At 65.6% G+C, this 13,395-nt stretch carries 11 protein-coding genes; all 11 read left to right on the top strand.

What is annotated here, in order from left to right; translation table 11 throughout:
* Window positions 1-19: 19 nt before the first annotated feature.
* The 11 genes from OHA42_RS23100 to OHA42_RS23050 are packed head-to-tail and all read left to right on the top strand — an operon-like array spanning window position 20 to window position 13,274.
* The gene (locus OHA42_RS23100) at window positions 20-1,219 is read left to right on the top strand and encodes an ATP-grasp domain-containing protein (RefSeq protein WP_406229952.1); all 1,200 of its coding nucleotides are present in this window, start codon (window positions 20-22) and stop codon (window positions 1,217-1,219) included.
* Window positions 1,216-2,121, top strand: coding sequence for a CoA-binding protein (locus OHA42_RS23095; RefSeq protein ID WP_406229951.1), 906 nt, complete (start codon window positions 1,216-1,218; stop codon window positions 2,119-2,121). Before OHA42_RS23100 ends, OHA42_RS23095 begins: the two co-directional genes overlap by 4 nt.
* Before the next feature lie 31 nt (window positions 2,122-2,152).
* Window positions 2,153-3,775 (top strand): acyl-CoA carboxylase subunit beta, encoded by a 1,623-nt coding sequence (locus tag OHA42_RS23090; protein ID WP_406229950.1) that lies wholly within the window; start codon window positions 2,153-2,155, stop codon window positions 3,773-3,775.
* A 37-nt stretch (window positions 3,776-3,812) separates the two neighbouring features.
* Entirely contained in the window at window positions 3,813-4,313 is a 501-nt protein-coding gene (locus OHA42_RS23085; protein ID WP_406229949.1) for an acetyl-CoA carboxylase biotin carboxyl carrier protein, read from the top strand.
* The gene (accC, locus tag OHA42_RS23080) at window positions 4,310-5,740 is read left to right on the top strand and encodes an acetyl-CoA carboxylase biotin carboxylase subunit (RefSeq protein WP_406229948.1); all 1,431 of its coding nucleotides are present in this window, start codon (window positions 4,310-4,312) and stop codon (window positions 5,738-5,740) included. The genes OHA42_RS23085 and accC overlap by 4 nt, the downstream gene beginning before the upstream one ends.
* Window positions 5,737-7,173: a hypothetical protein gene (locus OHA42_RS23075; RefSeq protein ID WP_406229947.1), complete on the top strand. Its 1,437-nt coding sequence runs from the start codon at window positions 5,737-5,739 to the stop codon at window positions 7,171-7,173. The genes accC and OHA42_RS23075 overlap by 4 nt, the downstream gene beginning before the upstream one ends.
* 5 nt (window positions 7,174-7,178) lie before the next feature.
* A complete protein-coding gene (locus OHA42_RS23070; RefSeq protein ID WP_406229946.1) occupies window positions 7,179-8,675 on the top strand; it encodes a pyruvate carboxylase in 1,497 nt (498 codons plus the stop codon).
* Entirely contained in the window at window positions 8,668-9,093 is a 426-nt protein-coding gene (locus OHA42_RS23065) for a Zn-ribbon domain-containing OB-fold protein (protein ID WP_406229945.1), read from the top strand. Before OHA42_RS23070 ends, OHA42_RS23065 begins: the two co-directional genes overlap by 8 nt.
* Window positions 9,090-10,634 (top strand): class I adenylate-forming enzyme family protein, encoded by a 1,545-nt coding sequence (locus tag OHA42_RS23060; protein WP_406229944.1) that lies wholly within the window; start codon window positions 9,090-9,092, stop codon window positions 10,632-10,634. The genes OHA42_RS23065 and OHA42_RS23060 overlap by 4 nt, the downstream gene beginning before the upstream one ends.
* A 3-nt stretch (window positions 10,635-10,637) precedes the next feature.
* Window positions 10,638-11,810, top strand: a complete 1,173-nt coding sequence (locus tag OHA42_RS23055) for a thiolase C-terminal domain-containing protein (protein WP_406229943.1) — start codon at window positions 10,638-10,640, stop codon at window positions 11,808-11,810.
* Between the two features lie 60 nt (window positions 11,811-11,870).
* Window positions 11,871-13,274 (top strand): MFS transporter, encoded by a 1,404-nt coding sequence (locus tag OHA42_RS23050; protein WP_406229942.1) that lies wholly within the window; start codon window positions 11,871-11,873, stop codon window positions 13,272-13,274.
* Window positions 13,275-13,395 lie beyond the last annotated feature (121 nt).

Genomic DNA, 13,395 nt, shown 5'->3' with positions numbered 1-13,395 from the left:
CTGAACGAAGGGAGACGCGATGCCCCGCGCCACTGAAAGCGCCGCGATGCCATGGCTGCGCCGGGCCGGTGTCGAGACGCCCGAGCTGGTCGTCGTCGCGGATGAGCGGCTATTGGCGTCGGAGGAGCTTGGATTCGGGCCACCATGGGTGGTGAAGCCCGACATCGCGGGCAGCGGCAAGGGGCTGGGCGGCCTCGTGCATATTTGCCGGACTCGGGGCGAGCTGTCCTCCGCCGTCGATGCGACCCTTCGAAGCGGCGCTCCCGCGGTGGTGGAGGAGTACGTCGACGGGGAGGAGTGCTACCTCTCCATTGCCCTGAACGAGACCACGCGTGACGCCGTTGTGCGTGCCGATGCCACCGGCGGTGTCGGATTCGACGCTCATCAGGCAGCGGCTGTCGCGGTCGGCCTGGCGGGAGGCCTCGAGGACCATGTCGTAGCCGGCCTGCTCGACGAGGCTGCCGTCCACGACCCACGGCTACGCGGTGCGATCGCGGATGCGCTGCAGGTTCTGTGGACCGCCTTCTGCGATGCGGAGGCCGCCCTCATCGAGGTAAACCCCTTCCGGTGGGACGGTGAGCGGCTGGTCGCCGTCGGCGTGGCGGTCGAATTCGACCCCCACGGTCATCCGACCGCACAGGCACGTCGACCGACGCCGCTGGTCGAACCCGAGGCTGCTCTGGACCGCGCGGCCACCGCGCGCGAGCTGGCGGTGCGCGAGGCCGACGCCGCCGAGCCGAATCGGGCCGGCATCAAGTTCTTCGAGTTGGACGGCGATGTGGCCTGCATGATCACCGGTGGTGGTGCGGGACTTCTGGCCCTGGACTACTTGACGGACCTCGGCGTCCGCCCCGCCTGCTATCTCGACGCGTCGCCAGGCGCCGGCAGTGAGAAGCTGCGGACACTTTTCAGTTCCGCACTGTCAGTACCCCGGCTCCGTGGGGTGCTGTTCGGCGGCGCAGTGCTGAGTCTCGCCGATGCGCGTGACGTCGCGCTCGAGTTCGTTGCTGCGGCGGATCGGGCCGGATTCGACGCGACTCGCGTGCCTGCTGTCATCCGGCTGGCCGGCCCGCACGAAGCGGAGGCCCACGCAATCCTCAAAGAGCGCCTGCCAGGTGCGCTCGTCCTCGATCGCGCAGCCTCGCTCGAGGACGCATGTGACCTACTGCTGACCGCCATGGAACGGTCACCGCAGGAACTGGAAGGGCTTGTTCGATGATTCGTCGACTACTCGAGGCTGGTCCTGGGCTTCTCGTCCAGGGCATCACCGGTAGGCAGGGGCAGTTGGAGACCCGCTGGATGCTCGATTCCGGTGTCAAGGTGTCAGCAGGCGTCACGCCCGGCAAGGGTGGCTCCGTGGTGCACGGGGTGCCGGTCTTCGACACCGTCGCCGCGGCCGTTGCGGCGACGGGCGCGCAGGTGGCGATGAGCTATGCACCGCCGCAGGCCGCGGCCGACGCGGTCGTGGAGGCAGCGCAGGCGGGCCTGGAACTGATCGTGGTCAGCTCCGAGAACATTCCGCAGCATCGTTGGCTTCGGGCACTCGAGGTCGCGCGAGCGCACAACTGCCGGGTGATCGGGCCGAACTCCCAGGGCGTCGTCGTCCCGGGTGTGGGCAGAATCGGTTGTCCCGGGGGTGACGAACCGTGGCAGCGGTTCGCGGCCGGTTCGGTGGGCATCGTCTCACGCAGCGGCGGCATGGCCTCCGAGCTGGCGATGTTGGTGCGGACATGGGGATTGGGCACCAGTGTGCAGATGTCCATCGGCGGCATGCCGACCGTTGGCACCACACTCACCGAAGGTGTCGAACTTGTGGCGAGTGATCCGAACACTCGCACAGTGGTGGTCTTCGGTGAACCTTCCAGTGGCCAGGAAGTCGACTTGGCAGTCGCGGTGGTGGACGGACGAATCGAGGTGCCGATCATCGCGATGGTGGCCGGGCGGGCCGGGGATTCCTTGCCGACGGCGCTGCCGTTCGGTCACGCGCCGCGCGACGCCGATGGTTCGACCGTCCAGGAAAAGTGTGCAGCACTCGCCGACGCGGGCGTCCTCGTCGCTCGTTCGACGCATGACGTGCGCGTGCACCTCGCGGAAGTACTCCCGGCCGCGGTGGTTCGCTGACCGGCATCCCTGACAGACAGGAAACCTCACGATGACCCAGATCGAACCCCGAGCGGCTGCCCTGGCCCTGACCATCGGCACCAGCGCCGCGGACAACACCGGCCGGCCATGGTTCGAAGCGGAAATAGCCAAACGCCGTGAGTTCGCCTTGGCGATGGGCGGCCCCGACAAGGTCGAGCGCCAACATGAGCGTGGGCGTTTGACGGCGCGCGAACGCATCGAGCGACTCCTCGACGCGGGGTCGTGGCGCGAGATCGGCATGATGACCGGCTCGGCCCGCTACGACGAACGCGGGCAGCTGATCTCGGTCGAACCGTCGAATGTCATCTGTGGGCAAGGCCGGATCGACGGCCGCGAGGTGATCGTGGTCGCGGAGGACTTCACCGTGCGCGGAGGCTCGTCGGAGGCGACCAACCCTGAGAAATGGCAGTACGTCGAGCGCTTGGCGCTGACCTACCGTTGGCCCGTGGTCCGGCTGGTCGAGACCGCCGGCGGCAGTGTCAACCTCCTCGAGCAGATGTCTGCTACCAAGATTCCCGGATACCCGCACTGGCCGATGGTGGAACTGTTGGGCACCGTCCCTGTCGTGGGCGTCGCGCTCGGCGCCGCCGCCGGACTCGGCGCCGTCCGGGTATGCGCGAGCCACCTGTCGATCATGACCGCCGAGAGTTCCTACCTCTTCGCCGGCGGACCCGCGGTTGTGAGGAAGGCCGTGGGCGAAGACGTCACCAATGCAGAACTCGGCGGCGCGGGTGTGCATGCGCGCGGATCGGGCGTTGTGGACAACGAAGCCGCCGACGAGTTCGAGGCACTCGAGCAGGCCGTCCGTTTCTTGTCCTACCTGCCATCGAGCGTCCATGAGCTTCCCCCGGTAACGCCGTGCGCCGATCCGGTGGACCGGCGAAATGAGGCATTGTCAACGACGATCCCCGCAATCAAGCAGTACTCATACGACATGCGCGAGTTGCTGGCCTCGGTCTTCGACGACAGCAGCCTGTTCGAGATCGGACGTTACTTCGGACAATCGCAGATCACGATGCTCGCCCGTCTCGACGGTCATCCCGTGGCGGTCCTCGCGAATGACCCCAGGTGGCTCGGCGGCTCATTGACTGTCGACTCCGCCGAGAAGACCACCAGGTTCGTCGACATGGCCGATACCTTTCACCTGCCGGTGGTGAATCTGATCGACCAGCCCGGCACCTTTGTCGGCAGCGATGCCGAACAGAAAGGCACACTGCGCAAGGGCATCAGGACGGCGATGGCGCTCGAGCAGGCGCGAGTCCCCTGGCTCTCGCTGTTCGTGCGTCGCGCCTACGGACTGGCCGGCGCCGCCTATGGCCCGGTGGGTGGTGGCAGCATCAACCGGCGTCTCGCCTGGCCGACGGCACACTGGGGATCGATTCCCATCGAGGGCGGCGTCGAAGCCGCCTACCGGCGCACGCTCACGGAAAGCGATGACCCGGCCGCGCTCCGCAAGGAGCTGTATGCCCGGTTCCAACCCGTGGAGAACCCGTTCCGAACCGCGGAACGGTTCGGCATCCAGGACATCATCGATCCCCGTGACACCCGTCCGATGCTGTGCGAATGGGTGCGTCAGGCCTACCGAATCCTGCCTGAACAGCTCGGTTCGACCGCGCGCACCATGCGGGCCTGACCGCACATCCCATCGCCGAACTTACGAGGAGTGGACCATGAATCTTCAACACGCAGACGTCCGACGCATCCTTGAACTGCTGGACACCGCAGAGCATCTCGATTCGCTCGACCTTCGGATCGGAGACGTCGTCCTTCAGGCGCGCAAGCCCGGGGCGGCGGCGCTGAGCGCGCTGCCGGTCGAACTCCCCACGGCGGCCCCGGCCGTCAAGACGCCGATACCCGCGACGGCCGCGTCGGCGGCCGTCAACAGCCCGGCACCATCCGAGGTCCCGGATCGAATGCTCGCGATCCGAGCGCCGATGCCCGGCACGTTCTTCCGCACGCCCGCTCCGGATCAGCCGCCGTTCGTGGAAGAGGGCCAACAGGTCGATATGTCCGCGACGCTGTGCCTGGTCGAGGTCATGAAGATGTTCAACTCGGTCGCGGCGCCGGTAGCCGGACGGATCCATTCGATCCTCGTCGAGCACGGTCAGGCGGTTGAGCAAAACCAGATACTGATGATCGTCGACCCCATCGAGACGGAGGTCGAAGCATGACCGGCGACATCCCCGTCGTTGGGCACGACATCCGGAGGGTGTTCGTCGCCAATCGCGGCGAGATCGCAGTCCGCATCATCCGGGCGTGCCGCTCGCTGGGCATCGACACTGTTCTCGGTGTCTCCGAGGCGGACGTCGACAGCCTGGCAGCGCGGATGGCCGACGAGGTCGTCGTCATCGGCCCGCCCCAGCCGACACACAGCTACCTCCGGGCGGACCTGCTGGTCCGGGCCGCGAGAGGGACCCGGTGCGACGCGGTCCATCCCGGCTACGGATTCCTGTCCGAACGAGCGTCGTTCGCCCGCGCCTGCGGTGACGCCGGCCTGATCTTCATCGGTCCGACGCCCGAGTCCATCGACAGCATGGGCGACAAGATCACAGCGGTGGGCCTGGCCGCCGCGGCAGGGGTTCCGTGCGTGCCCGGCTCAGGAGCGGTGTCCGATCCGGACGAGGCCCTGACGATCGCCACGCAGATCGGTTTTCCCGTCCTGGTCAAGGCCACTGCGGGCGGCGGCGGGCGTGGCATGCGGGTCGTGGGGTCTGCCGAGGAACTTCCGGATGCTTTCAGATCCGCCGCATCGGAGGCCCAATCCGCCTTCGGCGATCCCACCCTGTACGTCGAGAAGTTCATCGAACGAGCGCGGCACATCGAAATCCAGATCATCGGTGATCAATTCGGCAACGTCGTGCATCTGGGTGAGCGAGAGTGTTCGACACAGCGCCGCCATCAGAAGCTGATCGAGGAGGCACCCTCACCGGTGCTCGGCGAAGACGAACGTGCGGCAATGGGTAAGAGCGCTGTCCGCCTCGCACAAAACGTGGACTTCGTCGGTGCGGGCACAGTCGAGTTTGTGGTCGACGACCGCGACAACAGCTACTACTTCCTGGAGATGAATACCCGCATCCAGGTCGAGCATCCCGTCACCGAGATGATCAGTGGACGAGATCTGGTGGCCGAGCAGATCCGCATCGCATCCGGCCTGCCGCTGTCCTTCACGCAGGACGACATCGCCCTGGACGGCCACGCTATCGAGTGTCGCATCAACGCCGAAGATCCCGACCGAGGTTTTCTCCCCAGTCCCGGGTTGGTCCAGGAGTGGGCGCCGCCGAGCGGGCACGGCGTTCGCGTCGACACCCACTGCTATTCGGGGTACACGGTCACGCCGTACTACGACTCGCTTCTCGCGAAGATCATCGTGCACGCCCCCACCCGAACCGAGGCGATCGAGAAGATGCGCACCGCGTTGTCCGAGTTGACGGTCAGCGGTCCGACGACAACTGCGGCGTTCCACCACGCGGTGCTCGCCCACCCACACTTCTGCGAGGGGTCGGTCACCACGAGATGGGTCGAGGACATCTTTCTCCCAGCGCGTGATCAGGACCTCGGCGTTCGTCAGTCCCCCATAGAGGCGGGAGCATCCGCATGAGCAGCCACCGGCTCACATTCACCGACACGAGCCTTACCGACGGCCAGACGGTGGTTTGGTCTGGTGCACTGGACAATCGGATGCTCCTCTCTCCCGCGGGAGCGCTGTCGTCCAGTGGGCTCGCAGCGGTCGAGGTGCTCAGTCCCGCGGTCCTGGACCAGTGCCTGGCCAGAGACGAGCACCCGTTGCAGCGGGTAGAACTCGCCTGTAGGAACTACGGCTCTATTCCGCTGCGCGCCACCGTCAACCTGCTGACCGGGCATGGACGACCGGGCGCCGACGTCCTCGGCCCCACGACGGTCTATGCCTGGCTGTCGGCACTGGCCACAGCGGGCCTGCAGCAGGTGGTCCTGCTGGATCCGTTGCTGGACCTCGCCCGCCTGAAGCCGGCTCTGGGATCCGCCACCACTGCGGGATTGACCGCCATCGCCGCCCTGCCCTACACGGCCGACGACGGCATGTCGGACGAAATCTACGCGCAGCGAGCGGAATCGCTCGTCGCTGCCGGCGCTGCGCGGGTGATGCTCCGGGACGAAAGCGGAGTCCTGACACCGGACCGAGCTCACACTCTTCTCCCCGCACTGGTGTCGGCTCTCGGCAGCACTCCGCTCGACCTTCACACTCGATGCCACACCGCGCTCGGGACCGTCGTCGCTCTCGAGGCCGGCCGGCTCGGCGTCAGTAGCATCGACACCACACTGCCCTCGGTCGCCAACGGTGCCTCCCTTCCATCTCTGCCGTCATTGATCCGCGTCCTGCAACATGACCAGGACTTCCAGGATCTGCCCGACCTCGACAGCCTGCTGTCCGCTGATACGGTCCTTGCCGAAATCGCCGACCAGGAAGGCTTTCCCGCTGCGGCGCCGTGGTCTTTCGATCTGGCGACCTACGTCCATCAACTGCCGGGGGAGGTGGCCGCCGACGTGCGCAGTGCCCTGCGCGAGCGTGGGCGCTGGGCAGACCTGCACGAGTTCGCCGCAGAATGCGCGGTCGTGCGCCGTGAGATGGGCTCACCGCCGATGGTGGCCCCGTTCGCGCGCGCGATCGCCGAGCAGGCGATGTGCCACTTCGATGGCGAGCAGCGATACGAAAGCCTGCGGCCAGTGCTGCGCAGGCTGCTGCAAGGGGTGTACGGCACGGCGGACGGTGACCTTCGCACCGACCTCCAGGAGCGGGTCGGCCTGGTGCTGTCGCCCGAAGCCTCTTCCCCCGCAGTCGAAGCCGATCTCGGAACCGACGAGGAGGTATTGATCGCCTGGGTGGCCGGAGTCACGGTCGCCACCGTCCCGCGGCGGGTGAACGCGGTAAGGCCATACGAAACATTGACACCCTACGAGAGCCTCGCTCGCGGATTGCTCGATCGTGCCGGCCGCTACGCCACATTGAGCGTGCATGCGCCCGGTGTCCGCATCCATCTGCAACAGGAAGGGTGAATCCAGTGCTCGCCAACCTTCGGCCCCTTGTCGAGGCCGACTGCGCCCGCACGGGTCAGCGCCGGACGATCGCCCTGACCGACGGCACGCTCCGGGACGCTCATCAATGCCTGTGGGCAACCCGGATGCGCACCGAACACATGTTGCCCATCGCGGAAAGGATCGAACAAGCAGGCTTCGGTGCCGTCGAGGCGCTCGCGATGGTGGGCTTCGACGCCGGAATCCTGTTCCTGCAGCAAGATCCGTTCGAGCGGGTGCGTCTGCTGCGTGATCGGATCCCGATAACTCCCCTCCGGGGCGCCATCCGCAGCAATTTGCTGCACGGCTTCTACCCGCAACCGGCCGACATCAACGAACTCTTCATCGAGCGGATGTTCGTCAACGGCATCCGCGACTTCGCGGTCCTCGACTCCCTCCATTCCTGGGACAACGTGGCACCCGGAATCCATGTCGCGAAGCGGCTCGGGGCGAAGGTCACGATCGCTCTCGTGTTCAACCACGCGCCGGGCTACGACGACGACTTCTACGTCCGGCAGGCCCGAGAGGTCATCAATCGCTTCGGCCCCGACACGATCTGCCTCGCCGACGCCGGTGGCAGCCTGACCGTGGAACGCACCCGGACGCTGGTACCAGCACTACGGGCGGCGATCGGCGACACTCGGCTGGAGCTGAACACGCACTGCTTGACCGGGATGGGTCCGCAGGTCGCGCTCGAGGCGGCGGTGTACGGCGCGGATCAGATACTGACCGCCATCGACCCGTTGGCCAACGGAAACTCGCTGCCGTCGGCTCAGATGATGGCTCGGGATCTGCGCGCCCTTGGATTCGACGTCGACGTCGACGACCGAGCGCTCGACGAGGTCGGGGACTACCTGGGCAAGCTGGCGGCGCAACTGGAGTACCCCGTCGGAGTCCCAGCGGAATACGACCCGGCGAACTATCAGACGCAGTACGCCGGCGGCGCCATGACGAATCTCGAGGCGCAGCTGAAGGCGGCCGGAATTGCCGGCAAGCTGCCTGCGGTGATCGAGGAGATCGGCCGGGTGCGTGAGGAATTGGGCTCGCCCGTCATGGCGACGCCGTTCCCCGCCATCGTCGCCGCCCAAGCAGTGATGAACGTGCTGAACACCGAGCGCTACACCGTGGTGCCGAACGAGGTGAAGAAGTACGTGTGCGGATACTTCGGCGCGCTACCGCTACCCGTCGACGACAACGTCAAGGACTTGGTGATGAACAACGGCTCTCGTGACATCTCCGAGACACCGCCGCAGCTCGACCCGATCGTGCCGCAACTGCGCAAACGGCACGGGCACCTCTCACCGGACGAGATGATCCTGCGCTACATGTACGACGACCAGAAGATCGACGCACTCGTCCCGGTCGAGGACACCTTCAGCGTCGAGCAGTCGGTCGTCGAGCTGATGGCCGGACTCAGTCGAATGCGGAGCAAGCAGAACGTGCGGCTGGTAGCACCGGGCATCGAACTGCGAGCCAATGTCTGACTCCGCGCTGCGCCCGGAACCGCGCCCCACTACCGAGACGGCAACGTACTGGAATGCAGCCCGCGAGGAACGCCTGGTGGTCCAGCGTTGCGAGGAGTGCGGGCGTCATCAGTTCTATCCGCGCGCTTTCTGCACGGCCTGCCTGTCGGAACACCTCGAATGGGTGGACTCGGCGGGAGCGGGGAGCATCTACACCTTCACGATTTGTCGGATTCCGGCCGATCCGTCGATGGCGGACAAGGTTCCCTATGCCGTGGCCATCATCGACCTCGACGAGGGCGTGCGCCTGCTGACCAACATCGTGGACTGCCCGATCGACCGCATCCGCGTCGGCGCCCGCGTCGAAGTCCGCTTCGAACGCATCAGCAGTACCACCGTCCTCCCCCAATTCACCCTGACAGATCTGGACGACCGATGATCACCGACTACTTCGACGCGGGCGCCGCCCGATACCCGGAGCGCACGTTCCTACAAGCCGGCACACTGCGGCTCAGCTACCAGGACGTCGTGGTGGCCTCGCACGCGATCGCGCACGGACTGACCCAGGAAGGACTGGCGGACGGCACCATCGGCATTCTGTCCCCGAATCATCCCGACGGCTTCGTCGCGATGCTCGGAATCCTGCGCGCGGGCGCAACCTACGTACCGCTCAACGCCCGCGACCAGATCGAGGACCTGATCTGGTTCATGCGATTCACGGAAATGTCGGCGTTGGTCTACCACGAACAGTACCTCCCGCACATAGACCGCATTCGGGCCGAAGTACGCACGCTCACAGCATGTATCGCGCTCAACGAGGACACCGCTCCCGGTCACAGTGCCGAGGCATGGAAGCGAGACCACAGAGGACAGACCTGCGACACCCGACGAGACCTCGACGACATCGCGCTGATCAAGTCCTCCGGAGGTACAACCGGTCGCCCCAAAGCGATCATGCAGAGCCACCGCTGCCTACTTGCCGCCTACCGAATCGCCAATCAGTTCACCGCACCGGCGAAGGACCCGGTACACCTGGTGGTGGCACCGCTGACCCACGCTGCGGGCGCGACGGCAATGGGACTGTCCGCCTTCGGCACACGCAATGTGATAGCGCCGTCCACCGACCCCGCAGTCATCCTCGAACTGATCGAGCGGGAGCAGGTGACACACATCTTCCTGCCGCCGACGATGATCTACCGGATCCTGGCGCACCCGCACGCACAGACACGTGACTGTTCCTCCCTCGAGTACGTGATCTACGGCGCCGCGCCGATGTCGGTGGACAAGCTCGAGGAAGGGCTGGAACTGTGGGGTCAGGTGTTCGTCCAGTTCTACGGGCAATCCGAGGCGCCGGGAGTGATCACGTGCCTCTCGCGAAAGGATCATTACCTCAGCGACAATCCCGCGGCCGTCGAGCACCTCGCGTCGGCCGGCCGCCCGACCGGGGCGTGCGAGGTGGCGCTGATGGACGACGCCGGCGGGTTCGTCCCGGCTGGTGAGCGCGGGGAGATCGTCGTCCGGGGTGAGCTGGTCTGTCCCGGGTACCTCAACAATGCCGAGGCCAATGCCGAAGCTCACCGCTTCGGCTGGCACCACACCGGAGATATCGGGGTCTTCGACGAGAGCGGTTACCTCTACGTCGTCGATCGCACCAAAGATGTTGTGATCTCCGGCGGATTCAACATCTATCCCAGTGAGATCGAACAGCTGATCTGGTCTCATCCCGCCGTGCAGGACTGCGCTGTCGTCGGTGTGCCCGACAACGACTGGGGTGAGCGGCTCACAGCGGTGATCGAGCTGAAGTCGGAGTCCGTGGTGACCGCCGAGACCATCATCGAGATGTGCCGGAAACGGTTCGGCAGCCTGAAGACCCCCAAGCAGGTCGAATTCTGGGAGACGTTGCCGCGCAGCTCGATCGGCAAGGTCCTCAAGAAGGATGTTCGCGCCAAGATCATCGCCGCATCCATGGGGACGGAATAACAGATGGCGGACAAGAGCACTCTTGCGGGCCGGTACGCCATTGTCGGGGTGGGTGAAGCGGGACTGGGCAGTGCGCCCGCCGGGTCCACGGCGTTGTCGCTGCAGTGCAGGGCGGCCCGCCTGGCGCTGCTCGAGGCCGGGCTCGGCCTTGCCGACATCGACGGTGTCTTCGCCCACTGGGACGATCGCGCGAACGCCCTACTTGTTGCTGAGTATCTCGATATTCACCCACGATATGTCGACAGCACAGTGGTCGGTGGCCAGTCCAACATCACCCACCTGGTCCATGCGATGGCGGCCATCGAGGCAGGCTTGTGCGAAGTAGCGTTGGTCACCTACGGCAGCACCCAGCGTCTGGACAAGAGTCGTGCACGCGGCGGCATCGTCCAAGACCCGCGCTCACCGATGGGCCAGTTCACGACGCCGTACGGAATGCTCAATCCTGTCGGGTACTACGCAATGCTCGCCCAGCTGTACTCGAGTCGTTTCGGCGGCGCGCCAGAGGATCTCGGCCAGGTGGCACTCGCCGCCCGTCGGTGGGCACAGCTCAACCCGAACGCTACGCGTCAGGGACCTCTGACCATGGATGACTATCTCGCGTCACCGGTCATTGCCGACCCGCTACGCAAGCTCGACATCTGCCAGATCAACGACGGCGCCGGCGCCATGATCTTGACCAATGCTGACCGTGCCCGCGACTTGGCGCAGAAACCGGTATCGATCCGAGGTTTCGGTGACACCTACCGGCATCACATGACCCCCCTCGGCACTGAGGACTGGCTCGACAACGGCGCGCTACGCATGATCGCAGACAACGCACTTGCCATGGCGCAGCTCGACCGCCGAGACATCGACATGGTCCAGATCTACGACGCATTCACCATCAATGTGCTCGTAGCGCTGGAAGCGCTCGGCTTCTGCGAACTCGGCGGCGCTGGCGCATTCGTCGGCGGTGGACGAATCGCCCCGGGCGGATCCTTCCCGCTGAACACCTCCGGCGGAGGGCTCTCGTTCAACCATTCCGGCCAGTTCGGCATGCAGTTGACGATCGAGGCGGTCCGCCAACTACGCGGCGAATGCGGCCCGCGTCAGGTCCCCGACGCACGAACCTGCCTGGTGCAAGCCGGAGGAATGGTCATGTCCGCGCACATGGTCATGATCCTGGACGCGACCTGACCTCTCGGCCCCGGCCATCGTGGCCTCGCCCGAACGCTCAATCCCTCCCAAGGAGGCCCCATGCAAGAAACCACTATCCCGCCGGGCGCAATGGTGACGGCCAACCTGCTCTCCCGCCTGGACCGGCTACCGATGACGAGGACAGCACTGCTGACCACCATCCTCGTGACCGTCATCTGGCTCGCCGAGGGGTTCGAGACCGGGGTGATCGGCCCGATCCTGCTGCTGGTCAAAGAGTCCTGGGGCCTGACGGCCCAGGGCACCGCCCAGCTCGGCATCGCCTCCACCACCGGCATCATCGTGGGCGCAGCCCTCGCTGGTCGTCTCATCGACCGCTATGGCCGCAAGGTTGTTCTGCTCTGGGGCGTCACGCTGTTTTCACTGTTCTCCGCGCTGTGCGCAGTGTCCGCGGATGTCGGCTGGATCATGGCGATGCGTGTTCTCGGGGGCCTCGCGCTCGGAGCGGTCTTCCCGATTCCATACCTCATGCTCTCGGAACTGCTGGGGACCCGATCCCGCGCGAGAATGATCGCCGCGGCGTCCGCAGTACTCGCGCTGAGCTATCTCATTCCTCAGGCAGCCGCGCTCGTCATGGTCGACCATCTTCCCGTCGATCTGGCCTGGCGCATCCTGTTCCTTATCGGTGGCCTGCCGATTCTGGCGGTGCCGTTCATCTATCGGTATCTGCCCGAAAGCCCGCGTTGGCTGTTGCTCGAGGGCCGTGGATCCGACGCACAGGCGCTGGTAGAGCGGATGGAACGCGAGGCCGGCTACAAGCACGACGACGACCTCCTGCATCCCGGAATCACTGCCATCGTGCAGGCCGAATACGAGGCCGCCACCGAACGAGGCAGCAATTCTGCGGCCCTGTTTCGTCGGCCGCTGCTCGGCCGCTTCCTTCTGTGCCTGCTCATCTGCGCCGGCGCAAGTGCTGGCACCTACGTAATTTTGGTGTACGCGTCAACGATTTACGCGGATATGGGGATGTCAGCCCGAGGAGCGCTGGTCACCACCATCGGGATCATCATTGCCGGCGCAGTGGGGGCGATCGCAGTGGGGCAGTTTGCCGACAGACTCGGCCGTAAGAAGACCTTCCTCCTCTACAGCCTCGGCTCGATATTCGGTTTCAGCCAGCTCGCGCTGTCTCACAACCTTGCATTCGCCGTCGCCTGCGGTCTTGCCAGCGCGTTCTTCTGCACGGGTTTGGTGCCCTTCACCAAGCTGTTCACGGCGGAGCAATTCCCCACTCGCGCACGGGGAACCGCCGCCGGGTTCGTGGAGTCCGCGAGCCGCTGCTTCGGTGGGGTTCTCGTCGTCGCGTCGGTTCCCTTCATGCAGTCGAAACTGGGGGCGAGTGCTCCGTTCTGGTTGATCTGCGCGATCTTCCTGGCGTGCCTCGGACCCGTCATGCTCCGCGCGCGTGAAACCCGCGGCATGAGTATCGACCAGGCAGGAGCGTCCTGAGTTCTGATGTCCCACGGGGTGTTCAGGCATTCCGAAGGAAATAGTTGACCCACAGTTCAAATATTCGATCTGCGCTTTGAAGTCACTGGACGTGCGGGATGGCCGACTATGTCCTGCTGCC

Origin of the sequence: Nocardia sp. NBC_01009 (assembly GCF_045208035.1) — a bacterium.
Lineage (GTDB): Bacteria > Actinomycetota > Actinomycetes > Mycobacteriales > Mycobacteriaceae > Nocardia.
This window is presented reverse-complemented; position numbering and strand designations above follow the sequence as displayed.

Excerpts from the sequence above, each read along its gene's own strand:
- OHA42_RS23100 (WP_406229952.1), top strand. The coding sequence starts at position 20 with ATGCCCCGCGCCACTGAAAGCGCCGCGATGCCATGGCTGCGCCGGGCC.
- accC (WP_406229948.1), top strand. The coding sequence starts at position 4,310 with ATGACCGGCGACATCCCCGTCGTTGGGCACGACATCCGGAGGGTGTTC.
- OHA42_RS23060 (WP_406229944.1), top strand. The coding sequence starts at position 9,090 with ATGATCACCGACTACTTCGACGCGGGCGCCGCCCGATACCCGGAGCGC.
- OHA42_RS23050 (WP_406229942.1), top strand. The coding sequence starts at position 11,871 with ATGCAAGAAACCACTATCCCGCCGGGCGCAATGGTGACGGCCAACCTG.
- OHA42_RS23095 (WP_406229951.1), top strand. The coding sequence starts at position 1,216 with ATGATTCGTCGACTACTCGAGGCTGGTCCTGGGCTTCTCGTCCAGGGC.
- OHA42_RS23075 (WP_406229947.1), top strand. The coding sequence starts at position 5,737 with ATGAGCAGCCACCGGCTCACATTCACCGACACGAGCCTTACCGACGGC.
- OHA42_RS23090 (WP_406229950.1), top strand. The coding sequence starts at position 2,153 with ATGACCCAGATCGAACCCCGAGCGGCTGCCCTGGCCCTGACCATCGGC.
- OHA42_RS23085 (WP_406229949.1), top strand. The coding sequence starts at position 3,813 with ATGAATCTTCAACACGCAGACGTCCGACGCATCCTTGAACTGCTGGAC.
- OHA42_RS23055 (WP_406229943.1), top strand. The coding sequence starts at position 10,638 with ATGGCGGACAAGAGCACTCTTGCGGGCCGGTACGCCATTGTCGGGGTG.
- OHA42_RS23065 (WP_406229945.1), top strand. The coding sequence starts at position 8,668 with ATGTCTGACTCCGCGCTGCGCCCGGAACCGCGCCCCACTACCGAGACG.